Origin of the sequence: Brachybacterium sp. AOP29-B2-41 (genome assembly GCF_052378395.1) — a bacterium.
Taxonomy (GTDB): Bacteria; Actinomycetota; Actinomycetes; order Actinomycetales; family Dermabacteraceae; genus Brachybacterium.
Map to the genome: position 1 here is coordinate 302113 of NZ_JBQSXR010000002.1, position 24172 is coordinate 326284.

The 24172-nt window shown below is 69.6% G+C and carries 17 protein-coding genes and 1 pseudogene; 5 read left to right on the plus strand and 13 right to left on the minus strand.

Features of this window, described 5'->3' with window-relative positions:
- Positions 1-69: 69 nt before the first annotated feature.
- On the plus strand, positions 70-2286 hold the full coding sequence (locus ACT3T9_RS03585; protein WP_444605981.1) for a Dabb family protein: 2217 nt from the start codon (positions 70-72) through the stop codon (positions 2284-2286).
- An 85-nt stretch (positions 2287-2371) separates the two neighbouring features.
- On the opposite strand, the gene ACT3T9_RS03590 is transcribed toward ACT3T9_RS03585, so the two are convergent.
- The 4 genes from ACT3T9_RS03590 to ACT3T9_RS03605 all read right to left on the minus strand — a co-directional run bounded on the left by ACT3T9_RS03590 (position 2372) and on the right by ACT3T9_RS03605 (position 7408).
- The gene (locus ACT3T9_RS03590) at positions 2372-4078 is read right to left on the minus strand and encodes a glycoside hydrolase family 13 protein (protein WP_444605982.1); all 1707 of its coding nucleotides are present in this window, start codon (positions 4076-4078) and stop codon (positions 2372-2374) included.
- Positions 4079-4250: 172 nt separating this feature from the next.
- The gene (locus ACT3T9_RS03595; RefSeq protein WP_444605983.1) at positions 4251-5165 is read right to left on the minus strand and encodes a carbohydrate ABC transporter permease; all 915 of its coding nucleotides are present in this window, start codon (positions 5163-5165) and stop codon (positions 4251-4253) included.
- Positions 5166-5167: 2 nt separating this feature from the next.
- Complete coding sequence (locus ACT3T9_RS03600; RefSeq protein WP_442332419.1) at positions 5168-6100, minus strand: carbohydrate ABC transporter permease; 933 nt, start codon at positions 6098-6100, stop codon at positions 5168-5170.
- A gap of 30 nt (positions 6101-6130) precedes the next feature.
- Positions 6131-7408, minus strand: a complete 1278-nt coding sequence (locus ACT3T9_RS03605) for an ABC transporter substrate-binding protein (protein ID WP_444605984.1) — start codon at positions 7406-7408, stop codon at positions 6131-6133.
- 106 nt (positions 7409-7514) lie between these two features.
- Here ACT3T9_RS03605 and ACT3T9_RS03610 point away from each other — a divergent pair, with 106 nt between their 5' ends.
- Entirely contained in the window at positions 7515-8789 is a 1275-nt protein-coding gene (locus tag ACT3T9_RS03610; RefSeq protein WP_444605985.1) for an ROK family protein, read from the plus strand.
- Between the two features lie 63 nt (positions 8790-8852).
- Positions 8853-9959, plus strand: a complete 1107-nt coding sequence (locus ACT3T9_RS03615) for a Gfo/Idh/MocA family protein (protein ID WP_441444404.1) — start codon at positions 8853-8855, stop codon at positions 9957-9959.
- Positions 9960-10188: 229 nt separating this feature from the next.
- On the opposite strand, the gene ACT3T9_RS03620 is transcribed toward ACT3T9_RS03615, so the two are convergent.
- The 4 genes and pseudogenes from ACT3T9_RS03620 to ACT3T9_RS03635 form a co-directional block, all read right to left on the minus strand.
- Positions 10189-11151, minus strand: a complete 963-nt coding sequence (locus ACT3T9_RS03620) for a glycine betaine ABC transporter substrate-binding protein (protein WP_345076789.1) — start codon at positions 11149-11151, stop codon at positions 10189-10191.
- A 49-nt stretch (positions 11152-11200) separates the two neighbouring features.
- Positions 11201-12124 (minus strand): ABC transporter permease, encoded by a 924-nt coding sequence (locus ACT3T9_RS03625; RefSeq protein WP_345076792.1) that lies wholly within the window; start codon positions 12122-12124, stop codon positions 11201-11203.
- Positions 12121-13431 carry a quaternary amine ABC transporter ATP-binding protein gene (locus tag ACT3T9_RS03630; RefSeq protein WP_425548347.1) on the minus strand — a complete coding sequence of 437 codons (1311 nt, stop codon included), beginning with the start codon at positions 13429-13431 and terminating at the stop codon, positions 12121-12123. The genes ACT3T9_RS03625 and ACT3T9_RS03630 overlap by 4 nt, the downstream gene beginning before the upstream one ends.
- A gap of 471 nt (positions 13432-13902) precedes the next feature.
- Positions 13903-14640: pseudogene (locus tag ACT3T9_RS03635) on the minus strand (dienelactone hydrolase family protein).
- 158 nt (positions 14641-14798) lie between these two features.
- On the opposite strand from ACT3T9_RS03635, the gene ACT3T9_RS03640 reads away from it, so the two are divergent.
- Positions 14799-16502: an AMP-binding protein gene (locus ACT3T9_RS03640; protein WP_444605986.1), complete on the plus strand. Its 1704-nt coding sequence runs from the start codon at positions 14799-14801 to the stop codon at positions 16500-16502.
- 12 nt (positions 16503-16514) lie between these two features.
- Here ACT3T9_RS03640 and ACT3T9_RS03645 read toward each other — a convergent pair whose 3' ends face one another.
- From ACT3T9_RS03645 to ACT3T9_RS03655, 3 genes are all read right to left on the minus strand, one after another.
- Positions 16515-17771 carry a calcium:proton antiporter gene (locus ACT3T9_RS03645; RefSeq protein WP_444605987.1) on the minus strand — a complete coding sequence of 419 codons (1257 nt, stop codon included), beginning with the start codon at positions 17769-17771 and terminating at the stop codon, positions 16515-16517.
- 244 nt (positions 17772-18015) lie between these two features.
- Positions 18016-18975: a hypothetical protein gene (locus ACT3T9_RS03650; RefSeq protein ID WP_444605988.1), complete on the minus strand. Its 960-nt coding sequence runs from the start codon at positions 18973-18975 to the stop codon at positions 18016-18018.
- Between the two features lie 177 nt (positions 18976-19152).
- Entirely contained in the window at positions 19153-19416 is a 264-nt protein-coding gene (locus tag ACT3T9_RS03655; RefSeq protein WP_441444409.1) for a hypothetical protein, read from the minus strand.
- Positions 19417-19554: 138 nt separating this feature from the next.
- Here ACT3T9_RS03655 and ACT3T9_RS03660 point away from each other — a divergent pair, with 138 nt between their 5' ends.
- A complete protein-coding gene (locus ACT3T9_RS03660; RefSeq protein ID WP_444605989.1) occupies positions 19555-21036 on the plus strand; it encodes a SulP family inorganic anion transporter in 1482 nt (493 codons plus the stop codon).
- 34 nt (positions 21037-21070) lie between these two features.
- Here ACT3T9_RS03660 and ACT3T9_RS03665 read toward each other — a convergent pair whose 3' ends face one another.
- Both ACT3T9_RS03665 and ACT3T9_RS03670 read right to left on the minus strand, forming a co-directional pair.
- Complete coding sequence (locus ACT3T9_RS03665) at positions 21071-23158, minus strand: alpha/beta fold hydrolase (protein WP_444605990.1); 2088 nt, start codon at positions 23156-23158, stop codon at positions 21071-21073.
- A gap of 42 nt (positions 23159-23200) precedes the next feature.
- Positions 23201-24106, minus strand: coding sequence for an NADP-dependent oxidoreductase (locus ACT3T9_RS03670; protein ID WP_444605991.1), 906 nt, complete (start codon positions 24104-24106; stop codon positions 23201-23203).
- Positions 24107-24172: the final 66 nt, after the last annotated feature.

Sequence of the window (24172 nt, forward strand, 5' to 3'; positions counted from 1 at the left end):
CGGCAAGCACGTTATCCACATTTCTCGGACGGGGTTTCGATTCTGGGCCGAACCGGGAAGGATGGAGGCATGTCGACAGCGAATATTCCGGAGTTCTCGCAGGAGCATCCCGCTCCCGAGGCGCTCCTCGCTGCGCTTCGTGAGGCAGGCCCCACCGGTCTCGCGGAGCTGATCGGGGATACCGACTTCCTGCTCTCCGCCATCGCAGCCACCCCGAGACGGATGTTCACGCCCGGTGCGCGACCGCGCGGTACGTACAAGAACCTGCTCGACAAGATCCATGAGGCGCGCAGCTCTCTCGACGCCCTCGAGGCACGCGCCGTGGTCGCGCTCGCCGAGGCGACCACCCGTGACCAGGTGCAGGCTGCGCGTGACGATGCTGCCCACGAGAGCTCCTTTCTCCCACCGCTGGACCGGCTGATCCGGCAGGCCGACGCCAGGACCGCACGGGATGTTTCATTGGCCACCAGGCGCTCGCCGTCGACGACGAAGAGGACCTTGACGTCTGCGCGGCGCCTCGTCGGCGCCATGCCCCGCATGCTCCAGTCTCTGGCCGGGGGGAAGGTCACGGCCACGGTCGCCTATGCGATCGCCTCCGCAACGGGGCCGCTCGATGACCGGCAGCGCCGCCAGGTCGACGAGGACCTCTTCGCGCGACTGCCGCGGATGGACGGCGCCGGAGTGAAGCGATGGCAGAAAGCTGTCGCCCAGGCCATCGCTGAGCTCGATCCTCACGGTGCCGCCGGTCGTCACCAGGCGGCGCGCAAGAACCGGCACGTGAACTTCACCCCGGGCGAGTACGGCATGGCGACCGTCAGCGCGTACCTGCCGGCCCTCGACGCGAAGCTCGTCCATAAACGGCTCTCCCTCGAGGCGGAACGCCGACGGGCCGACGGTGCTCGGCAGGGCCATGGCGCGCTGATGGCGGATGCCTTCACCGACACACTGCTCGGGCGGGACAGCGGGATGGAGCCGGTGACGCTCGAGATCGGGCTCATGATGACCGACCGTGCGCTGCTCTCCCCGGACCATGGGGACGTCGCCCATATCGAGGGCTACGGCCCAGTCCCGGCTGAGGCTCTGCGCGAAGAGCTGCGCAACGCGCTCGCCGAGCCCGAGGATCCGGCTGAGGATCGATTCGGACCGGACGGGCCGCAGCTGCGGGTCGTCCTGCGGCGTCTGTACCTCCATCCCACCGCCGGGGAGCTGGTCGCCGTGGAGTCTCGGGCGCGGGAGTTCCCGGCTGCCCTGAAAAGGTTCCTGAACTGGCGTGATGGCACCTGTCGTGCCCCGTACTGCGATGCGCCCCTGCGCCATCACGACCACATCGTGCCGGCGAGCAAGGGTGGCCCCACCAGCGTGGACAACGGTCAGGGCTCCTGCGCGTACTGCAACCTCGCCAGAGAGGACGACGTCGCCCGGGTCGAGCGTGTCGAGGACCCGGAGCTCCCCGGCCACCTGGTGGCCTGGACCGGTCACGGTGGCACGACGGTCATCACCGCCGCGCCGCCGCTCGGGCCGATCGCGCGGGTGGAGGACAGCCCCGTCGATCGCTCCGAATGCCACGATGAGGACCAGGTCGAGCACTCGGAACAGGACGAGGGCCAGGGCAATGGCCGGGGCGAGGACCAGGAAGAGCCTGGCGGGATCGCCGGCAGTGCCGACGTCGCACCGTGCACGGGTAGCGAGTTGTCGATCAGCTGTCGGATTCCCGAGGGTGACGCCGGGCAGCCCAGCGGATATCCCAGAATGGTCGGACCTCCTCAGGGAAAGCCCGCAAGCGCTGGCGTGCCAGGATGCACCCCACGGGCGACGAAGTCCTGCGACCGGCGCCGTCGTGCGCCGCGACGTCCTGAGACTCGACATCCTGAGACTCGACACTGCGCGCGGCCACCGCGCGCGTCTCGATCTGCTGTGCCGTGGAACCACCGCGTCTCACGTCGTCACCGCCACGCCCTTGCAGCGGGGGTCTCGATCTACTGTGACCTGATGATCCGTCACACCGTTTCCTTCACCCTCGTGCACGCTGCGGACTCCGCAGCGGAGCAGGACTTCCTCACCCAGGCGCCGGCCCTGCTCCGCAAGATCGACGGAGTCCAGGACTTCGCTGTCTCGCGCCAGGTCAGCCCCAAATCGGACTACCGATTCCAGTTCGCGATGAATTTCGCAGACCAGGCGACCTACGCCGCCTACGACGCGCACCCCGAGCATCAGCAGTTCGTCGCAACGCGGTGGAGCAGCGAAGTCAGCGCCTTCGAGGAACTCGACTTCATCGCCTATCCCTGAGGCATCCGCGCGACGCTCGACAGGACGATGCCCCGGACGCCGACCGCAGTGGTCGGCATCCGGGGTATCGCCGCTGGTCGGCGGATCAGGCTTCCGCGCGCCGCAGCCAGACCGTGGTCGCGCCGGGCAGCTCCTGTGCCGTGCCGTCGGCCGCTGTGAGCGGAGCGCTCGCGAGCAGCACCTCGCCGTCCGGCAGTGCGACCGGCGCGTCACCGAAGTTCGTCACGCTCAGCCAGCCGCCGGGCCGCTCGAAGGCGAGGACGTCGCCGGTGGAGACCTCCTCGTCCCAGGTCAGCGACTCTTCGCTCTGCAGCTCCCCACGCAGGCGGAGCGCCTCGCGGTACATCTCGAGGGTCGAGCCTGCGACGCCGTCCTCGGCCTCGACCGAGAAGTCCGCGAACCAGGCTGGCTGGGGCAGGTGAGCGCCGCCGGTCCCGAACCCGAACGACTCGCCCTCGCGGGCCCACGGCAGCGGCACCCGGCAGCCGTCGCGGCCCAGGCCGTCGAAGCCGCGATCCTCTGCGGTGGTGCGCCAGAACGCGGGATCCTGCCGCTGTGCATCAGGGATCTCGGCGACCTCGTGCAGGCCCAGCTCTTCGCCCTGGTACAGGTAGGCGCTGCCCGGCAGGGCCAGCTCGAACATCGTCGCTGCACGTGCACGGCGCAGGCCCAGTTCACGATCGATGCCCTCGTCCGGACCGCCGGCGAGCACCCACTCCGCACCCTGCTTCACGTCACGACCAGCGCGCGGCGGCAGACCGTAGCGGGTCGCATGGCGCACCCCGTCATGGTTCGAGAACACCCAGGTGGTGGATGAGCCCGTCGCCGCCGACTGCGCAAGGTTGTCCGTGACGATGTCGCGGAAGTGCGTCGCGTCGAAGTCCGCCTCCATCAGATCGAAGTTGAACGCCTGGCCCAGGCCCTCAGGGCTCGCGTACTTCGCGCGCCGCTCCGGGGTCTCCACCCAGGCCTCCGCCACGGCGGTGCGTGCCGGCGTGTACTCGTTGAACACGGCGCGCCACTCGGCATAGATCTCGTGGACCTCGTCGCGGTCCCACAGCGGGTGGGTGCCATCCTTGGGCATCGCCTGCAGCTCCGCCTTGCTCGGCAGCACCTCGCCGAGATCCTTGGCCAGCCCGTGCGCCACATCGATGCGGAAGCCGTCGACTCCGCGATCCGACCAGAACCGCAGCGTGTGCTTGAAGTCCTCGTGGACCTCAGGATGCTCCCAGTTGAAGTCGGGCTGCTCGGTGGCGAAGGAGTGCAGGTACCACTGGCCGTCCGGCACCCGGGTCCAGGCCGGGCCGCTGAAGATCGAGGTCCAGTCCGCCGGGGGCAGCTCCCCGTTCTCGCCCTTGCCGTCGCGGAAGATGTACCGCGCCCGAGCGTTCGAGCCCTTCGGGGAGGCGAGCGCCTCGCGGAACCACTCGTGGCGGTCCGAGGAGTGGTTGGGGACCAGGTCCACCACCAGCTTGATGCCGGCGTCATGGAGCGCGGCGACCATCTCGTCGAACTCCGCCAGGGTGCCGATCTTCGGATCGACGTCGCGGAAGTCGTCCACGTCGTAGCCGCCGTCCGCGAGCGCGGAGGGGTAGAACGGGCTCAGCCAGACGGCGTCGACGCCGAGCTGCTGCAGGTAGGGCACGCGGGAGATGATCCCGCCCAGGTCACCGATGCCGTCGCCGTTGCTGTCCGCGAAGGAGCGCGGGTAGATCTGGTAGACGGCCGCCTGGCGCCACCAGTCGGCGTCGGCCTGCGGGGCGGCGGGAACGGTCAGGGAAGGAGTGGTCACGGTCGAGGAACCTCCGGGTTCTGCGGTGTGGTGAGTGGAAGTCAGGTGTGGGTCGAAGTCGGGTGCGAGAGGAAGAGGCGGGTGGTGAAGCGGCAGGTGGGGACGGATGGGCAGGCGACGCCGGGCGGTACGAAGGGTGGCCGACGCCGCCGGCCGCCCTCGGGCTCGCCCGCTACTTGATGGCGCCCTGGGTGAGGCCGGACATGACCCAGCGCTGCGCGAACAGGTAGACGATGATCGCCGGTGCCATTGCCATCAGGTATGAGGCGAAGGCGACGTTGTAGCTGTTGCTGAACTGGGTCTGGAACATGTTCTGCAGCACCGGGATGGTCTGCAGGGTGGGGTCCGAGATGATCAGCGACGGCATCATGAAATCGTTCCACGAGGCGATGAAGGCGAAGATGCCCACGGTCGCGCACATGGGGCCCAGCAGCGGCAGGATCAGCTTCCAGAACACCTGCCAGGTGCCGGCACCGTCCATCCGCATCGACTCCTCGAGCTCGAGCGGAATGGTACGCAGGAACGCTGTGAACAGCAGGGTGTTGAACGCGAGGGAGAACGCGATATGCAGGATCGCGACCCCCAGGGGGTTGTCCAGGCCGAGCATGCCGGTCAGCTGGATCTGGGGCAGCGCCACCACCGGGAACGGGATGAACATCGCCGCCAGCAGGTAGAAGAACGACCAGCGGAAGGCGCGCCGATCCCAGTTGCGCACGATCGCGTAGGCGGCCAGGGACGAGATCACGATCTCGCCGATCACCGCGATCGTGGTGATGAAGATCGAGATCGCGAATCCGCGCGGGAAGTTCGTGAGGTTCCATGCCTCGATGAAGCTCGAGAACGTCACCGGGTCCGGCAGGCCGAAGGCATTGCCGTCGACCGCCTGCCCGGTGGTCTTCAGCGACATGTTCACCGTGACGAAAAGCGGTACCAGCACGGCCAGAGCGCCCACCATCAGCAGCACGGTGGCGGACCAGTTGGTGCGATCTCTGCCCACCTTCCTGCGGCGGCGCCGCGCCGGTGCAGAGGTGGTGGGGGAGGAGGACGGGGTCGGAGCCGCAGCGGCGGCGGAAGTGGTGGTCGACATGATCAGAACGCCGTCCTTCCTCGGGTGATGCGGAGCTGGAGGAGCGCGAGGGCGATCGAGATCAGGAAGAAGACCATCGCGTTCGCCATCTGGTAGGCGTAGTCGCCGCCGTCGAAGCCACGGAAGATCGACATCGCCACGGAGCGGGTGGCCACGCCCGGACCGCCATCGGTGAGGCCCACGATGATGTCGTAGGCATTGAGGTAGTTCTTGAATCCCAGGATCGTGTTGATCACGATGAACCCGGAGACCAGCGGCAGCGTGATGTGCCGGATGCTCTGCCAGCCGGTCGCGCCGTCGATCGAGCCGGCCTCGTACACCTCGCCGGGGATGGTGACGAGCCCGGCGATGTAGATGAGCATCGTCGAGGGGATCGACTGCCAGGCGGTGACGATCACGATCGACAACCAGGCCCAGTCGGGGTTGGCCAGGATCGAGGTCGATAGGGCGTCAGCGCCGATCGCCTGCCCCAATCCCGGAACGGTGTTCGCGAACAGGTACTGGAACACGAAGGCGATGACGATGCCGGAGATGACCATCGGGATCACGTAGATCGTGCGCAGCGCGGTGGTGAAGCGGATCTTCGAGGTCAGGCCCAGGGCCAGGGCGAAGGCGAGGATGTTCACCAGGATCACGGTGATCAGCGAGAAGCCGAGCGTGAAGGTGTAGGAGCCCAGGATTCCCTGGTCGCGGAACATCGCGATGTAGTTGCGGAAGCCGATGAACTCCCAGTCGCCGAAGCCGATGGAGTTGGTGAAGCTGTAGCCGAAGCCCAGCACCGCCGGCAGGGTGACGGCGAGGCTGAACAGGGCCAGCGAGGGGAACAGGAACAGGTAGTAGAGGGGGTCGATCCGTCGCTTGTGATGGACGATCGGGGTGCGGGATCGGCTCCCGCCGTCACCGGGGGCGGTGCGCGGTGGTGTCGTCGTCGACATCGGGGCTCCTTGCTGAGACGTCATCGGTGATCACTCCCGGAAGGCCAGGCGGGCCCAGTCGGCATCCATGCGCGCCAGGGTCTGCCGGGCGTCGGCGCCGCCGACGATCGACTGGAGGTAGTTCTGGGCCGGGATCGAGTTGGGGATGAACTGGGATGCGCCCATGTAGAAGCGGCCTTCGTCGTAGTACTGCTGCATCTCCGCGATCCGGTCGTCGGTCACCGCCGGGGCATCCTTCGTGGTGCCGAAGGCGAGGAAAGAGTCGTTGTACTGGTTCTGCACCTCCGGCTGCATGAGGAACTGCAGCAGCTCGCGGGCGCCCTGGTGCTCGTTGGCGGCCTCGGGGATCCACAGCGAGAGGTCGATGTTCACGCGCACCTTCAGGTCGGCCGGATCATCGGTCATCGGCAGCGGGAAGGTGCCGAGGTCCAGATCGGAGCCGGACTTCTCGATCTCCCCGAAGGCCCACGGCCCCTGGAAGTACATCGCGGCCTGCTCCCGGGCCATCGCTGTGTTGCCGTCGCCGTAGGCGCGGTTCCCGGCATCGGGGTTCACGTGCTGGACGATCTCCAGCATGCGCTCGACCGGTGCGAGCAGGGTGTTCTGGAAGGAGACCTCGGAGTCGGGGCCGACGTTCTCGCCGAGCTCGTTCATCTGCTCGTAGAAGCTGCGCACGTCGATCATCCCGCCGACGGTGTAGTCGAACAGGCCCTGCGCGACCGTCCAGGGATCCAGGAAGGTTCCGTAGACCGGGGTGACGTCCGCGCTCTGCAGGGTCTCGCAGACCGTCATGAACTCGTCCCAGGTGGTGGGGACCTCTAGGCCGTGCTCCTCGAAGATCCGCCGGTTGTAGATGACCGAGGCGGCGGTGACCGAGTAGGGCAGCACGCTGGTGCGGCCCTCGTAGGTGGGGTACCAGTCAGCGAGCTCGGCGACGTCCTCGCGGATCATCGCGGCCTCGGGCAGGTCGGAGAGGTCCGAGAGGGCGCCGCGCTCCATGAACCTGCCCATCTCGAGGTTGTAGTTCAGGCAGCCGAGGTCCGGCGGGTTGTTGCGCACGAAGCTCGCCGAGAGGTTCGTGGCGATGTCGTGCTGGACGGAGAAGCGGTCCTGGGAGGTGGAGAAGTCCGCGGCGAGCTGGCTGAAGTAGGGGATCGCCTCCGGTTTGGACTGGTACAGCGTCAGCTGGGAGGAGCCGCTTGCGCCGCCGCAGGCGGCCAGGGCGGTCGCGGTCAGCGCGCTGCCAGCCCCTGCCAGCAGGGTTCGTCGGGTGAGGGGGCCGGGCGAGCCGGTCGAGGATGACACCATCGTCTCCTTCGCGAAAGAGTGTGCAGGCTCTCTGGATAGATGCGACCATAGATACATCAAGCGTTATATTTATGGTCTATCGGAAGTATGGAGCGGGGTGGAAGTGATGTCAACCGTCCAGGACCGCGGCGCGAGCTCGCCGCAGCTGATGCGCCGCGCCAACCGGCAGGCGCTGATGCAGCACGCCCTGCGGGCGGAGGCGTTCACCGCGGCCGACGCGATGGCCGCGACCGGGCTCACCCGGGCCACGGTGCTCGGGGTCTGTGCCGAGCTCGAGCAGGCCGGGTGGCTCTACGAGGTCTCCGGTGGCCGCGACGAGGGCATCGTGCAGCGGGGCCGTCCGGCCAGGCACTATGCGCTGCGCGCCGAGGCCGCGGTGCTGATCGGCATCGACGCCGGACAGCACACCCTCAGCGCCCGGGTCGCAGACCTGCATGGGAAGGAGCTCGCGGCCGCGCGATGCACGATGCACGGCGAGCTCGACGGCACGGATGCTGAGCAGGGGGCTGCTGCGGCCGAGGAACGGGTGGACGCCGTGCGGTCCCTCGTCGACGAGGTTCTCGAACGAGCCGGCGCGAGCGGTCGCCTGCGGCTGCTGACCGTCATCGGCGTCCCCGCCCCGGTCGACTCCTCCGGCCGCTCGCCCGCTGTCGGCGGTGCCTACTGGTCTGCCATGAACCCCGGCTTCGTCGACGCCCTGGACGGCACCGTCGTCGTCGAGAACGATGCGAACCTCGCGGTGCTGGCCGAGCACGCTCTCGCACCCGCCGCACCCGCCGCACCCGCCGCACCCGCCGGAGCTGTGCCGGGAGAGCGCACCGAGCACCTCGCCGCGCTGCTGATGGGGGAGCGCTTCGGAGCCGGTCTCATTGTCGACGGCCGCCTGCTGCGAGGGGCCGACGGCGGGGCCGGCGAGATGCGCTTCCTCGACACCGTGCTCGGCGACTCCCGCGGGGCCGACGGTGTCGCGGCCCTCGCCCGCCGCTGGAGCCTCGAGGCGCTCGTGGCCGGGGCGGTCTCACCCGCTCTGGAGACGATCCCTGCCGAGCTGCTCACTGCGGAGGACGTCTTCGCCGCCGCCCACGAAGGCGATGCGCTGGCGCGTGAGGTGCTGGACCGGATCGGGGAGCGGCTGGCCCGCATCGCCGCGATCCTCTCCAGCCTCCTCGGGGTTGAGAAGGTCGTGGTCGCCGGCGCGATCGCGACGGCCATCGAACCTGTGCTGGCCCACGCCCGCGCCGTCCTGCCCGAGGTCTCCGCGCCCCCGTTCCCGCAGCTGCTGGCCAGTGCACTCGGGCAGGACGTGGTGGTGCGCGGGGCGATCGAGCTTGCGCTGGCCCGCCTGCGCGAGGATCCTCTGGGGCTGCTCTCCACCGATTGACCCACTGACTCACCCACTGACTGACCCGCTGACCGACCGAACCACCGAAGGGAATCACGCACCATGACCGTTGCAGCACCGGAGGGCGCCCAGCGAAAGCTGCGCGCCGGAGTGATCGGCCTGGGCTGGGCCGGCCAGCAGCATGTGGCCGCCTACGCCGCCGATCCCACCGTCGATCTCGTCGCACTGTCCGCGATGGAGGAGCACCTGCTGGAGAGGTTCGGGCAGGAGCACGACGTGCCCGGCCGCTACCAGGACTGGAAGCAGATGATCGCCGAGGCCGAGCTCGACGTCGTCTCCATCGCCACGCCCACGTTCCTGCACGAGCCGATGGCGGTCCACGCCCTCGAGGCGGGCGTGCACGTGCTCACCGAGAAGCCGATGGCCCAGACCGGCGAAGCCGCCGCGCGCATGGTGGAGGCCGCGCACCGCGCCGGCCGGGTGCTCGAGGTGTCCTTCAACCACCGCCAGCGCGGAGATGTGACGGCGCTGAAGGCCGTGGTCGATTCCGGCGTGCTCGGGAACCTCTACTACGCCAAGGCCGGCTGGATCCGTCGTCAGGGCATCCCGGGGCTCGGCACCTGGTTCACCAAGGCGGCGAGCTCCGGTGGCGGCGCGATGATGGACATCGGCATCCACATGCTCGACATGACCCTGCACCTGATGGGCGAGCCCGAGGTCACCGCAGCATCCGCTGCCACCCACGCGGAGTTCGGTCCGCTGGGCCGCGGCGGCTCCGGCTTCGGCATCTCACAGGTCGAGGAGGGCGTCCCCTTCGAGGTCGAGGACCTCGCGACCGCCTTCCTGCGCCTGGACGGCGGCGGCACGATGCTGCTGGAGTCCAGCTGGGCGCAGTGGATCCCGCACGACCTCTGCTACGTCACCCTCTATGGGGCCGACGGCGGCGCCACCATCGAATGGGGCGGCGATCCCACGCACCCGCACCAGGTGCTGAAGGTCTGGACCGAGGTCGCCGGCATCCCTGCCGAGCTGCAGCCGGTGGTGGGTGAGGACGGTCGGCACGCAGGGGCGATCGCGGAGTTCCTCCAGAAGGTGCACTCCGAGGACTGGGTCGCGCACGACGGCTCGCTCGCGTTGCGCCGCGCCCGCGTGATCGATGCCTGCTATGCCTCCGCCAAGGCCGGCGCCGAGGTGGCTCTCGCGCACTGAGCGCGCGTACGCTCCGAGCCCGCGCACGCTCCGAGCCCGCACATTCCTTGCGTGTGCGCACTGGCCCGGGGGTCGCAGCTGCGGAGGATGACAGTACGGGCCGACCACGACGATGTCGTGGTCGGCCCGTTCGCTGTGCAGCCTCGCGCTGTCGCTCGCTGTGCGAGGACGCTGCACCGTCGGCCGGAAGGTCAGTCCCTCGCGGCCGACGGGGCGAGACGGGGGAGGGTCACTCGCCGGGCAGCGGCGGGAGGACGTCGGGGTTCTCCTCGAGCCACTTCTCCACGGCCTCGGCATACTTGCCCTCGCCGAACTCGTTGACGACCATGTCCTCGAGCGAGCCGAACTCCTCATCGGTCAGGGCGGCGCCGGCGATCCACTCGGTGACGTCCGGGAAGTCCGCGCCGAAGCCCTGACGGGCCAGGTGGTGCAGGGCCTCGGCCTCACCGAAGTGGCCCTCGGGGTCCTCGAGTGCCTTCATCGAGTAGGCGGGCATCGCCCAGAACGGGGTCCAGAGCGTGACGACGATGTCCTCCTGGGCATCGATCGCGCTCTCCAGCTCGGTGATCATCGCCGGGGTGGAGGAGGTGATCAGCTCGTAGTCGTCGAGACCATAGCCGGGGATCACGCGCTCCTGAGTGGCCTCGGTGAGACCGGCGCCGGGCTCGATGCCGACGATCCGACCGCCGAAGCGGTCAGCCTGACCAGCCAGCTCGTCGATCGAGGTGATGTCGACGTACTCGGGGACGGCGAGGTTCAGCACCGCACCCTCGTAGTAGGGGACCAGGTCCTCGATGGAGTCGCCGTACTCCTCCATGTAGGAGGCGTGGGTGACCTCGGGCCAGGCCGAGGGGAAGATGTCGACATCGCCCTGGGCGAGGCCCGCGTAGAGCACACCAGCCTCGGTGATCGGCTCGTGCTCGACGGTGTAGCCCATGGCCGTCAGGCGGTTGTCGAGCAGGTAGGCGGTGGACAGGCCGTCGGTCCAGGACGGGATGTAGCCGAGCGTGATGGTCTCGCCACCACCGCCGCCGTTGTCGCTGCTGCCACTGCCGCTGCCGGAGTCGTCGGTGCCGCAGGCCGCGAGGCCCAGGCCCATCAGGCCCGCTCCGCCGCCCAGCAGGGCGGCGCGGCGGGTGAGGGGCCGGCGGACGGCAGCTCGGGGGCTGAAGGGAATGCGTCGGTTCGTCATGATCGGGTCCTTCCGTGGTGATCAGTGGGTGGTCAGAGGTGGGGCGCTGTCAGAGCGCGGCGACACCGGCGGCGCGGGCGCGCTGTGCCAGCGCCTTCTGGGTGAGTGCGACCAGCGAGCCCTTGTAGGCGCCCGGGTTGCCGAGGGCCGCGGTGAGCCGGTCCAGGTAGACGGCCAGCACCACGACGGCGAGGCCGGCCTCCACGCCCAGGGCCAGGTTCTGGGTGGAGATCGCCTGGACGACCTCCTTGCCCAGGCCGTCCGCGCCGACCATGCCGGCGACGACCGCCATGGACAGCGAGAGCATGATGACCTGGTTGACGCCGGCCATGATGGTGGGGACGGCCAGCGGGAGCTGGATGCCGCGCAGGATCTGTCCGCGGGTCGCGCCGAAGGCCTCACCGGCCTCGACGGTCTCGGAGTCGACCTGGCGGATGCCCAGCTCGGTCATGCGCACACCTGGGGGCAGCGCGAAGATGATGGTGGAGAAGACGCCGGGGACGACGCCGATGGAGAAGAAGGTGACCGCCGGGATCAGGTAGACGAAGGCCGGCATGGTCTGCATGAAGTCCATGACGGGCTTGACGATCGAGCTCACCGTGCTGTTGACCGCGGCGAGGATGCCGAGCGGCACCGCGATCAGCACCGCGAACAGGGTGGCGATCAGCACCAACGACATGGTCTGCATCATCGTCTCCCACTGCTCCATGGACAGGACCAGTGCGAATCCGACCAGGGTGGCGACGGCGAGCTTCCAAGAGCGCAGGATCAGGGCGATCAGCGCGAAGATCGGGATCGCGACCAGCGCCGGGACCAGCAGCAGCACATCGGTGAGGCCGCCGATCAGGAGGTCCATGATCGCGCGGAAGGCGTCGAACAGCCAGGAGACGTTCTCCTTGAGCCAGTCGAAGCCGTCGTCGATCCAGTCGCCGAGCGGGATGCGGGGGACGAGGGAGTCTTCCTGCGGGGTCATCGTGCACCTCCCTGCGCATCGTCGGTCTGGGGGGCGACGGCATCACTCCCCGGTGATGGGGTGCTGGTGGTCTGGCCGTTGCCGTTGCCGTTGCCGACGCCCGCCGCCGTGAGCAGCGTGACCCGAGGGACGACGCCGGAGAAGCGACCGCGCTCGTCGACGACGACCAGCGGGCTCAGGTGCTTCGCCGAGAGCGCGAAGAGATCAGCGATCGGGGTGTCCTCGGAGACCACCGGCATCTCGTGGGCCGTGGACCAGGGCAGGTCGTCACGGCCGGCGCTGACTGCCGCGGCGACGTCGTCCTCCCAGAGCACGCCGTGCGGAGTGCGGTCGCGGCGCAGCACCACCAGCCAGGAGTTCTGAGTCGCGCGCAGCATGCGATGCGCAGTGCGGGGACCCTGCCCGTCACCGAGGACCTCGGCGGGCTTCTCCATGATCGCCCCGGCGGTGAGCACGCGGGAGCGGTCCACGTCCTGGATGAAGCGGGCGACGTAGTCGTTGGCCGGCTCGTTGAGGATCTCGTCGGAGGTCCCGACCTGCACGATCCGGCCGTCGCGCATCATCGCGATCCGGTCACCGAGGCGCATCGCCTCGTTGAGGTCGTGGGTGATGAACAGGACCGTCTTGTCCAGGCGCTGCTGGAGATCCACGAGCTGGTCCTGCATGTCGCGACGGATCAGCGGATCCAGGGCGCTGAACGCCTCATCCATGAGCAGCACGTCAGTGCCGGCGGCGAGGGCGCGGGCCAGCCCCACTCGCTGCTGCATGCCGCCAGAGAGGTTGTCGGGACGGTAGCCACCCCAGCCCTTCAGCCCGACCATCTCCAGGGCGGTGTTCGCCTTCTCCTCGCGATCGGCACGGTTCATGCCGCTGATCTCGAGCCCATAGGCTGCGTTCTCGCCGACGGTGCGGTGGGGAAGGAGGGCGAAGTGCTGGAAGACCATCGAGACGCGCGTACGGCGGGCTTCGCGGACCTGCGCCGGGGACATGTCCGAGAGGACGGCGTCACCGATCCGCAGCTCGCCGGCCGTGGCAGGCAGCAGACCGTTGACCATCCGGATCAGGGTGGACTTGCCGGAGCCGGACAGCCCCATCACCACGAAGATCTCGCCGGGGTCGACGCTGAAGCTCGCATCGATCACGGCTGCGGTCAGTCCGTTCTCGCGCAGCTCGCCGCGACTGCGGCCCTGGCGCAGGGCATCGACTCCTCGGGCGGGGCGGCGGCCGAAGACTTTATACAGGCCTTCCGCAGAGATCACTGGAGGCACGTGGGCTCCTTCTTCGGTGGGCGATTGGTGGGCATCCATCGCATCGACGGCGTCCTGTTCCCCCGTTCCGGGGTGCCGGCGCGACTCTGAGACTCTTCGAAGCGTAGGCGTCGGCGCAGACCGAATCAGCCCAGGATCAGGCGTTTTCGTCCGATGGCGGGGTCTGCTGAAGCCGTAGCGGGACGTGGCCGACTATGGGTGGCGAGGAATGAATCGACGCATGGCCTGGAGCGATGCGGGGCTCGAAGTAGTCGCATCGTCCGAGATTCGTCTGTCCGACAATCTGGACATAACTATTCGGTCACGCATGGCGTGGTGCGAAAAGCGCGCTGCCACGGGCGCGAATCCTGTGTCTCAGGTCTCCGGTGCGGCACTCTTTGCCGCTGCCGCTGCCGCTGCCGCTGGCGCTGGCGCTGGCGCTGGCGCTGGCGCTGGCGCTGGCGCTGGCGCTGGCGCTGGCGCTGGCGCTGGCGCTGGCGCTGGCGCCGGCGGGTGGGCCAGGGCGCAGGTTCAGGCGCGGCTCGGGAGATTCTCCGCGAGGAAGCCGACGGTCCGCTGCCAGGCGGCCTCTGCGGCGTCGGCGTGATGGAGCCCCGGATGAGGATTGTCGAACGCATGGCCCGCGCCCTCGTGCAGCTCGAAGCGCACCTGCTCCCGAGTGCCGCCTGCGGTGACCGCCTCGCGGATCTGCTCGACCTGCTCCGCCGGGATGAAAGCGTCGGCGGTGCCGAAGTGGTGCAGGCTCGGCGCCCCCACCAGGGGAGCCCGGTGCAGGAGCGTCGGCAGGGCGGAGCCGTAGTAGCTGACCAGCACCGACGGCGGGCGCTGCTCGTCGGCGGCGGAAGCGGCCGCGGCGAAGGCGAGCCCGCCGCCGTAGCAGAAGCCGAGCAGGCCCACCTGCTCGGAGTCCACGGCGCCGTGCGCCCGCAGCGCACCCATCGCAGCGATCGCGTCGGCCTCCGCGCGCTCCCAGGGCAGTTGCCCGGTCAGGGTGACGCCCTCGGTGAGTCAGGAGTCGAAGTCGTCCCAGTCCTCGAGCCCCACCAGCGGCGGGTCCAGACGGGCGAACAGCTGCGGGGCGAGCACCGCATAGCCCAGCGCGGCGAGGTCCGCGCAGCGCTGCTGCATGTACTCGGACAGGCCGAAGATCTCCTGCAGCACCACGAGCCCGGGCACCGGCTCCTCGAGGTTCTCGGGCAGCCAGAGCAGGCCCGGCAGGTCGCCGGCGTCGGTCGGGATCGGAAGCATCGTCGCACTCACGCTGTGACTGTATCCCGCTCCCGAGCGCCGGGGGCTGCAGAACACGAGTCCCACAGGACCACCGCCGGCGACTCGCAGGAAGGTGACTCGCAGGACTCGGGCCTACTCTGATCTCGACCCGCTCCCATCACCGCTGAGGACCGACCATGACCGCTCTCGAGGATCGCTGGACCGCCGCCTACGCCCCTGGGGTGCGCCGCCATCTGGACTATCCCGCCGGTTCCCTGGTCGACGAGTTCGATGCGTACACGGTGACCTATGCGGAGCAGGCGGCGCTGGACTTCTTCGGCCGACGCACGAGCTATGCCGAGCTCGCCGCCCAGGTGCGGGCCGTGGCCGGGAACCTGCACCGCTTGGGCGTAGGGCCGGGATCGACCGTGGCACTGCTGATGCCCACCTGCCCCCAGCACGTCGTCGCCTTCTACGCCGCGCTGCGGTGCGGCGCGACCGTCGTCGAGCACAACCCGCTCTACCCGGCCCACGAGCTCGCGCCGATGTTCGCCGACCACCGCGCGGAGGTCGCGATCGTGTGGAACGTCGCGGCCGGGACCCTGCAGGAGCTGCCGGAAGAGGTGCGCCCGGGCGCGATCATCGCGGTGGATCTCATCGAGGAGATGCCCCGCGGGAAGCGCGCCCTGCTGCGGCTGCCGCTGAAGAAGGCCCGTGCCTCACGGGACCAGCTCTCCCGGCCCGCGCCGGCCAGCACTCTTCCCTTCTCCGGGCTGCGCCGCGAGGCCGCCCCGGCACCCGCCGCCTCCCGTCCGGCGCGCGAGGACACCGCCTTGCTGCTGTACACCTCGGGCACCACCGGCGCCCCGAAGGGCGTGCCGCTCAGTCATGCCAACCTGATCGCCTCCACCACTCAGGCCCGCGAATGGGTCACGCCCCTGGTCCCGGGCAAGGAGGTGTTCATGGCCTGTCTGCCGCTCTTCCATGTGTTCGGCTGTTCGCTGTCGATGAACGCGGGCCTGACCGTCGGGGCGATGCTGCACCTGATCCCCAAGCCCGAGACCGGACTGATCCTCGATGCGATCAAGCGGCGGCGGCCGACGACGATGATCGCGGTGCCACCGCTGTTCGATCGCGTCGTCACCGGCGCGAAGGAGCGGGGCGTCTCGCTCGAGGGAATCCGCACCGGGATCGCTGGAGCGATGCCGCTGCGACCCGAACTCATCGAGGCCTGGGAGAACGCGACCGGGGGCCTGCTCATCGAGGGCTACGGACTCTCGGAATGCTCTCCGATCGTGTGCGGCAACCCGGTCGACAGCACCCGAACACCGGGATCGATCGGCATGCCGTTCCCTGACACCCAGGTGCGCCTGGTCGACCCCGAGGACCTCGACCGGGACGTGGAGCCGGGTGAGGCGGGGGAGATCCTGGTCCGGGGCCCGCAGGTGTTCTCCGGATACCGCGACCGTCCCGAGGCGACCGCCGAGGCGTTCCATGACGGCTGGTTCCGCACCGGCGACATCGCCCAGGTCGATGAGCGCGGGTTCCTCAGGATTGTCGACCGGCTCAAGGAGATGGTGATCACCGGCGGCTTCAACGTCTACCCCTCCGAGGTCGAGGACGCGATCCGGGGGGAACATGGCATCGAGGACATCGCCGTGGTGGGCCTGGTCGATGAACTGGGCACCGAGGAGGTGGTCGCCGCGATCGTCACCCCTGACGGGCTGCTTCCTGACGTCGAGGTGCTGCGGCAGCGGCTCAAGGAGCGGCTGACCGCGTACAAGGTGCCGCGACGCTTCCACGTGCTGACCGAGCTCCCGCGCAACGAGATGGGCAAGGTGCTGCGCCGAGAGGTCCGCGACCGGCTCCAGGAGCTCGACCGCCGGCGGCCCCGGCGCTGAGCTGAGCAGTGCTCAGGAGAAGAGCATGAGCATGTAGACGCCGAACAGCAGCAGGTGCACGGCGCCGTGCACCGCAGTGACTCGCGGGGCGCTCGCCGAGATCGCGGCGACGGCCAGGGTCGCCCCGAGCAGCAGCAGGTTCGTCGGCGATTCCGCGAGCACCACCTCGGTACCGGTGACCAGTCCGATCATCAGCACCGTCGGGATCGTCAGGGCGAGGGTCGAGACCAGTGCGCCATGGCACAGGTTCACCACCCGCTGCATTTCCCCGTTCAGCGCCGCCCGCACCGCGGTGATCGACTCCGGCGTGAACACGATCATCGCGATCAGCACTCCGCCGAGGGCGACCGGGGCACCGAGCCGCGCCAGGCCGTCATCGAGCAGCCCCGCCATATGGTGCGAGAGCAGCACGATCGGCAGCACGGTCGCGATCAGCAGGGCGGCGCGCGCCAGCAGCTCCTCCCGGTGCAGGGAGAGGACCTCCCGCAGCGCGGTGCGGTTCCCGGTAGTGCGGGCGGTGCGAGTGGTGGCGGCGGTGGTGCGGGTGGCGGTGGTGGGGTTCGCGTCGGTCACGGGCTCGGCGGCCGCGGCGCTGCCCACGGCTCGCTCGATCTCCTGGAACTCACCGGCCTGGGCTCCCATCTGGCGCCAGAGGAAGAAGGCGTACACCGCCACCGTGAGCCCACCGACCACCAGTGCCTGGGGAGGCGCATAGCCGCCGCTCTCGCTGATCGTCGCCGGCAGCGCGAAGGCGAGCGCCGCGAGCGCGGTGAGCATCACCAGGTAGGCGGAGGTCCCCACCCGGTGCGTAGCGAGGGAGCCGTGCCGCAGGCCGCCCACCAGCAGGCAGAGCCCGAGCGCCAGGTTCATGATGATCATCGAGACCGCCATCACCGAGTCCCGGGCGATCACGGCGTGCTCTCCGGGACCGAGCATGACCGCGGCGATCAGCACCACCTCGATCACCACGATCGAGAGCGTCAGCACGAGCGTGCCGTAGGGATCGCCGAGCCGGCGCGCGAGCGCCTCGGCCTGGTGGACCACTCCGCCGGCGGCGACCACGATCACCGCGATGATCGCGGCCAGCACCAATGCGAGCACGGGGGAGGGCAGCGGCGCGGCCAGCAGCGGGCCGGCGAGGCTCAGAGCGCCGACGGCGGCCCAGCCGAGCACCAGGCGTCCGATGGCGTCGCGGGTGAGGAGCTCGCGCGCGAGCTGTCTGCGGGTACGGGGGCCGGGCTGGGCGGGGGAGTGGCCGGTCGGGGTCATGGGGGATCCTCCTGCGAGGCCGTCCTCCCTGCGACTGCGCGGACCGGGTCGTCCCGGCGGCGGCGCCGGCACTCTCCTCGCGGCGCCTCCCCACCGTAACCTCACCGCGCCCGGCGGTCAGCTCCCGGTGAGGGAACTGACCACCGAGGGCGGTGATTCAGCAGCCGAGCAGCTGAGCGAGTGGGTGGTCCAGCAGTCCAGCAGTCCAGCAGTCCAGCAGTTCAGCAGTTCTGTGGCCGGTGGCTCAGCCGTCCCGGGGGACCGAGATCCCGACCAGCAGGCCCTGGTCGTTGTCGGCATAGGTGCCCGGGGCGACCAGCAGCCCCCAGGTGGTGCCGTCGGTGGTCGTGGCCTCGCAGTCGACGGTCTCGAACTCGGTGAAGTCCAGGCCGTCCTCGCAGGTGACGTCGCTCCACTCGGCCATTGTGTTGACCGGTACATAGGCGTTCTCGGAGGTCAGCGTCTGCAGTGTGCTCTCGGCGACCTCGTCGGCGCTGAGCGGCTCGGCACCGAACATCGAGCCGAATCCCACCCCGGTGAGGCTGACGTCCTCGTCCAGCAGGCCATCGGCCGCTGTGGGCAGCTCGGTCCCGGTCGAGAACAGCACTGCCACCGTCGAACCGTTCTGAAATCCGTCCTCCGACGGCACGAAGACCACGTTGGCGACCCACTCCTGGTGCGGCTCGGTCGTATCGAAGCTCGCCGGTCCGAGGCATCCGGTCGCTGCGGCGCCCGGCTCGAGCACCAGCTCGTCCTCGCATTCGGCAGTGCCCTCGAAGGGTGCTGCGAGAAGTGCTGCCAGGTCGTCGTCCGTGAGGGCGGGGGCGCCCTCTCCCCTGGTGTCGTCCGTCCCCAGATCGGTCACCAGCATGATCCGCGTGCGCTCCCCCGAGGCACCCGGCTCACCCCCGTCCTCTCCCGCACCCTCATCGGCCCCTGCGCCGTCTCCTGCTTCCTCTTCTTCTTCCTCGCCGCCACCGTCCGACGCGGACTCCTCGTCGGAGGCGTCCCCGCCTTCCGATGACTGCTGGTCCTGCTCTCCACCACCATCGGAGGTGTCATCGGCATCCGTCTCGGCGGCCCCGGCGGGGGTCTCCGGAGGGGTGTCGACGTCGGCCCCGCAGGCGCTCAGCCCCAGCAGGGCCGCGCCGGCGCAGAGCGCCATCGTGGTGCGGGCTCGTCGGCCGATGCTCGTGATCGTCATGACGGTTCCTCTCCTCGGGAGTCCGCGGGGCGGCTGCACCGTGGTGGACATCGAGCCAAATGGCCCGGGTCACACGGTGCCAAAAGGTAAAGGAAAGGTCAAGGCTTAGTCACGGGTGTGGCGCGATGGCGAGGTGAAGATTTTGTGTGCAGCTGTCGTTCGGGGCTCCGGCCGGGCTCAGGCATCCGGGCCGCGAGGGGTGGGGTCGCCGTGCTCGCGGCGGTAGCGGTCGTCCTCGGCATCCTCGTCGTCCACAGAGCGTCGCGGATCGCGGAACCCGAGGGCGATACCGAGTGTGGCGCCGACGGCGAAGCCGATCAGAGCACCGATGAAGATGTTGTTGATGACGGCCAGCCCCAAGCCGATTCCCACGGTGAAACCGATCATCATGCCGAAGGGGAGCCAGGTGGCGTCGAAGCGGCGACGCGTGGGTGCAGTCATGGATCCTCTGTCCGATCAGACCCACCGGCAGGGCCGACGGGAGGGGATCTACCAGGGTAGTCCCGGCTGCTGTGACCTCGCGCGCCAGGACGCAGACCCCACGCCCGTCGGCCGTGGACCGCCGATACCATCACGGGCGTGACAGCGACTCCCACTTCGGCTCCGAGCCCCACCACCCTGCAGGCACTGCGGAACCCGCGGCTCCTCACCACCGAGGCGCTCGCCGGGGCGGTCACCACGCTCGCCCTGATCCCCGAGGTCATCTCGTTCTCGGTGATCGCCGGCGTGGACCCGAAGGTCAGCCTCATCGCCTCGGTCGTGCTCGCGATCTCGATGTCGATCCTCGGTGGCCGGCCCGCCATGATCACCGCCGCCGCGGGTGCCGTCGCGCTCGTGGTCGCGCCGCTGGTCCACACCCATGGCGTCGAATACCTGCTGCCCACGGTGATCCTCGCCGGCATCATCCAGATCCTCTTCGGTGTACTGGGGCTCGCCAGGATCATGCGGTTCATCCCGCGCTCGGTGATGATCGGCTTCGTCAACGCGCTCGGGATCCTGATCTTTGCCGCTCAGCTGCAGCACGTGCTCGACGTGCCGGCCATGGTCTACCCGTTGTTCGCGCTGACCCTGCTGGTGGTGCTGCTGCTGCCGCGCTTCACCAAGGCCGTGCCCGCACCGCTGGTCGCGATTGTGCTGGTCACCGCGATCGCGGTGTTCGCGCATCTCTCCGTACCCACAGTCGGCGACCAGGGCGATGTCTCCGGCGGACTGCCCGGGATCACCCCGCTCGAGGTCCCGCTGGACCTCGACACGCTGCGCCTGATCCTGCCCACCGCCCTCAGCGTCGCGTTCGTGGGGCTGATGGAGACGCTGCTGACCGCCAAGCTCGTGGACGACATCACCGACACTCGCTCACACAAGAGCCGTGAATCGTGGGCGCTCGGCGTCGCGAACATCCTCGCCGGCTGCTGGGGAGGCATCGCCGGCTGCGCCATGATCGGGCAGACCGTGGTCAACGTGAAGCTCGGCCGGGCCCGCACGAGGCTGTCCACCTTCTTCGCCGGAGCAATGCTGCTGATCCTGGTCACCGTGCTCTCGGATCTCATGGAGGCGATCCCGATGGCCGCGCTCGCCGCGGTGATGATGGTCGTCGCCGTCTCCACCGTGAACTTCCACAGCGTGCGACCCGCGACCCTGAAGCGGATGCCGTGGTCGGAGACCCTGGTGATGGTCACGACGGTCGTGGTCGTGGTCGCCACCAACAACCTCGCGATCGGCGTTGCGGCCGGGGCGCTGCTGGCGATGGTGCTGTTCGCCCGCCGTATCGCGCACGTGACGAGCGTTCGCCGCCTGGTCACCGACGGGGCGGCGACCTACACGGTGCGCGGCCCGCTCTTCTTCGGCAGCAGCAACGACCTCGTCGAGCAGTTCACCTACGCCGAGGACCCGCCGCAGGTCACCATCGACTTCTCCGCCGCCCAGATCTGGGATGCCTCGACCGTCGCCGTCCTCGATTCGGTGCAGACCAAGTACTCCGACCACGGCATCGAAGTGCGTTTCACCGGGCTGGACGAGCACTCCACCCAGTTCCACGGCCGGCTCACCGGCACGCTGAACTGACCCTGCCCAGCAGCAGCAGCTGTCAGCTCCGCACTCACCAGGGCAGGACCTCCGGGATCGGCTCGGCGCCGAGGACGTGCTGGTCGCAGAACGCGAGCACGGCCTGGTTCCAAGCGAGCGCATTGGATGGGGTGAGCACCCAGTGGTTCTCGCTGGTCAGCTGCAGGAAGCGGTGCGGCATGCCCTGCGGCTCGCCGTCCCAGGTGGAGACCAGGTCCCACCACAGCCGCAGCGCCTCGCTGATCGGCACCCGGTAGTCGCGGTTGCCGTGGGTGATCAGCATCGGGGTGGTGATCGCGTCGACCTCGTGATGCGGGGAGAACGCCCGATACCAGTCCGGGTCCTCATCCTCATGACGGTGCACGCGCATCTTGGAGGCCGCGGCGTCGGTGGTGCGGTGCTGCTGATCCAGCGCCCACAGCCCCGCATGGGTGACGATCGCGTCGAAGCGAGTGGTGTGCCCGGCGATCCAGTTCGCCATGAAGCCGCCGAACGACGCCCCGAGCATCGCGGTGCGGGAACCGTCGAGGTCCGCCCGCTCGAGCACCGCATCGAAGAGGGTCTCGCACTCGTGGAACACCACGTCGGGTCGGCGCGGCCAGCCGCGATTCAGACCCGCATCCCCGTAACCGGTGGACATCGCCGGGTCGGGCATCAGCACCGCATAGCCGCGCTGCACCGCGAGCCACGGGCACCAGCGCCAGCTCCACGCGTTGTAGGAGCCGTGCGGCCCGCCGTGGATCCACAGCATGACGGGCGCCGGGGCCTCCGCCGATGCGCCCGCAGGGACGCACAGCCAGCCGCCCACGGTGAGCCCGTCGACGTCGGTCTCCACCCATTCCAGAGTGCCGGGCAGTGCGCCGACCGCCCCTGGAGCGGGCAGCTCGGTGACGGCACCGGCGCCAGCATGGGAACCGGTGTCGATCCGGACCGGACGGGACGGGGCCGCGACGTCATTGCGGAGTGCGAACAGGGTGCCGTCAGCCGTCGCGGCGAGTGACGAGAAGACGCCGTCGCCGGCCACTGTGCGGGCCTCGCCGGTGGCCGCGTCGATTCGCAGCACCGCGCCGGAGGAGTGCAGGTCTCCGGCCATCAGCAGGCTGCCGTCTGCGGCCCATTCGAGGTCGGTGATGCTCAGATCGCCGAGCTGCGCGGTGATCGCCTCGCCGCCGCCGAGGGGGTGGATCTCCAAGCGGCTGTAGCTGGTGTCGGTGGGGGAGGAGGCGGTCGAGCGGATCACGGCCAGCTTCCGGCCGTCGCGCGAGAACAGTGGGGAGCCGTACTGCGCGTTCTCGTCCGCGCTCAGCAGCACGCTGCGGCGCAGGGTCGCGGTGTCGATCAGCACCAGCGAGCTGCGGGTCTCGCCGCCGCGCACCCGCTGGGTCCAGGAGGTCGCGACGGTGGAGCCGTCGGGGGAGAGATCGGCGGAGGCGGCGTAGAGGGTCACGGTGCCGACGTCGGGGGTGAGATCGGTGAGGTCACCCTCCGGGGACACCAGCACCAGGCGGCGGCTCTGGTCGCCGATCTCGTGGTCCCACAGCCGGATCGGCATCCCGGTGTGCCAGATGGTGGTCTGCTTCGCGTCCTTGCGGGCCTTGCGGCGCTCGGCATCCTCCTCGAGGTTGCTGCCCGGCAGCACGCTGGTGGCGGCGAGCATGGTCCCGTCCGCGGCGACCGAGAGCAGGGACAGGCCTGCGGCGGCGGAGGCCACCACCTGCGCCTCGCCCGTGCGCGGCAGGCGCCAGATCGCGGTGACCTCCTCCTCGGCACCGCCTTCAGGATCCGGCCGGGAGGAGCTGAACAGCAGCGACCCGTCAGGGGCGAACCGGGGCGAGCTCTCGCCCTTGGCGGAGAAGGTCAGCCGACGGGCGGGCTGCTCCCCGGCCGGGTCGAGCTCCCAGAGCGAGGAGACGAGCTTCGCGCCGGGCTCGTCGGCCTCCTGGATCGCCGTGACAACGCGCCCGTCGTCGCTCGCGACCACGGAGGCCACGCGCGGGATCCTCAGAAAGCCGTCGATGTCAGCGAAACCAGCGAAACCAGCGGGGTCAGTGAAACCGACGGGATCAGCGGGATCAGCCGACGAGGTCGAGGGAGCGGCAGGGTCAGCGGTGTGGGAGGTCATCTGCGTCACGTTACCGGAGGCGCGTGCGTCACCGAGGGCAGGTCAGGGGATGATCACGATCTTCCCGCGGGAGTGCCCGGCCTCCACGGCAGCGAGTGCTTCGGCAGCCTGGCTGAGCGGGAACGTCTCCACCACGTGCGGGCTCACCAGGCCGTACCGGACCACGTCGGTGATCTTGCCCAGCACTCCCTCGGACCGCTCCCGGCCGGCCCCGCCGAGCTCGACGGCGGTGGCGCCGTCGGCCGCGGAGACGATCCCTGAGGGGAGCTTGACCAGCGGGGCCAGCTCTCGCAGGGCGTCCCCGCCCACGAGATCGGCCAGCACGTCTACGCCGTCCGGGGCGAGTGCCCGCACGCGCGCGGCGACCCCCTCTCCGGAGGGGACGAAGGTCGCGCCGGTGGCTTCGATCAGCTCCCGCTTGGACTCCGAGGCGACACCGATGGCCTTCAGCTCGTGGACCTTCGCGATCTGCAGGGCCATGCGGCCTACGCCGCCTCCCGCGCCGAGGACCAGCAGCGTCTGCCCGGCCTCGATCTCGACCTGGTGGGTGAGGTCGTAGGCGGCGGTGCCGGCGATCGGGATCCCCGCGGCATCGGTGAAGGAGATCTCCTCGGGCTTGGCGACCGTCGCCGAGGCGTCCAGGACAGTGTGCTCGGCGAAGGCGCCGAGCCCGCGCGCCGGGGCGCCGAGGACCTCGTCGCCGACGGCGAAGTCCCGGGTTCCCTCGCCGACAGCGGTGACGATGCCGGCGGCCTCGAGGCCCATCGCCACCGGCAGACGGCCACGGGTGCCGAAGACGCCTTCGCGCCGCTTCCAGTCCGCGGGGTTCACGCCGGCGGCGCGCACCTCGATCGCGATCTCCCCGGCACGGGGGGCTGGGGCCTCACGCTCGGTGAGCTGCTGACCCTCCGGGCCTCCGTAGGTGGTGAAGACGAAAACCTTGGACATCTGCGTTCTCCTGTGTCGTTGCTGCTGTGCGGGGAGCGGCCGCTCCGGGCGTGTGCCCGTGGGGCC

Excerpts from the sequence above, each read along its gene's own strand:
- ACT3T9_RS03585 (WP_444605981.1), top strand. The coding sequence starts at position 70 with ATGTCGACAGCGAATATTCCGGAGTTCTCGCAGGAGCATCCCGCTCCC.
- ACT3T9_RS03595 (WP_444605983.1), bottom strand. The coding sequence starts at position 5,165 with ATGTCGACCACCACTTCCGCCGCCGCTGCGGCTCCGACCCCGTCCTCC.
- ACT3T9_RS03600 (WP_442332419.1), bottom strand. The coding sequence starts at position 6,100 with ATGTCGACGACGACACCACCGCGCACCGCCCCCGGTGACGGCGGGAGC.
- ACT3T9_RS03605 (WP_444605984.1), bottom strand. The coding sequence starts at position 7,408 with ATGGTGTCATCCTCGACCGGCTCGCCCGGCCCCCTCACCCGACGAACC.
- ACT3T9_RS03610 (WP_444605985.1), top strand. The coding sequence starts at position 7,515 with ATGTCAACCGTCCAGGACCGCGGCGCGAGCTCGCCGCAGCTGATGCGC.
- ACT3T9_RS03615 (WP_441444404.1), top strand. The coding sequence starts at position 8,853 with ATGACCGTTGCAGCACCGGAGGGCGCCCAGCGAAAGCTGCGCGCCGGA.
- ACT3T9_RS03620 (WP_345076789.1), bottom strand. The coding sequence starts at position 11,151 with ATGACGAACCGACGCATTCCCTTCAGCCCCCGAGCTGCCGTCCGCCGG.
- ACT3T9_RS03625 (WP_345076792.1), bottom strand. The coding sequence starts at position 12,124 with ATGACCCCGCAGGAAGACTCCCTCGTCCCCCGCATCCCGCTCGGCGAC.
- ACT3T9_RS03630 (WP_425548347.1), bottom strand. The coding sequence starts at position 13,431 with ATGGATGCCCACCAATCGCCCACCGAAGAAGGAGCCCACGTGCCTCCA.
- ACT3T9_RS03640 (WP_444605986.1), top strand. The coding sequence starts at position 14,799 with ATGACCGCTCTCGAGGATCGCTGGACCGCCGCCTACGCCCCTGGGGTG.
- ACT3T9_RS03645 (WP_444605987.1), bottom strand. The coding sequence starts at position 17,771 with ATGACCCCGACCGGCCACTCCCCCGCCCAGCCCGGCCCCCGTACCCGC.
- ACT3T9_RS03650 (WP_444605988.1), bottom strand. The coding sequence starts at position 18,975 with ATGACGATCACGAGCATCGGCCGACGAGCCCGCACCACGATGGCGCTC.
- ACT3T9_RS03655 (WP_441444409.1), bottom strand. The coding sequence starts at position 19,416 with ATGACTGCACCCACGCGTCGCCGCTTCGACGCCACCTGGCTCCCCTTC.
- ACT3T9_RS03665 (WP_444605990.1), bottom strand. The coding sequence starts at position 23,158 with ATGACCTCCCACACCGCTGACCCTGCCGCTCCCTCGACCTCGTCGGCT.
- ACT3T9_RS03670 (WP_444605991.1), bottom strand. The coding sequence starts at position 24,106 with ATGTCCAAGGTTTTCGTCTTCACCACCTACGGAGGCCCGGAGGGTCAG.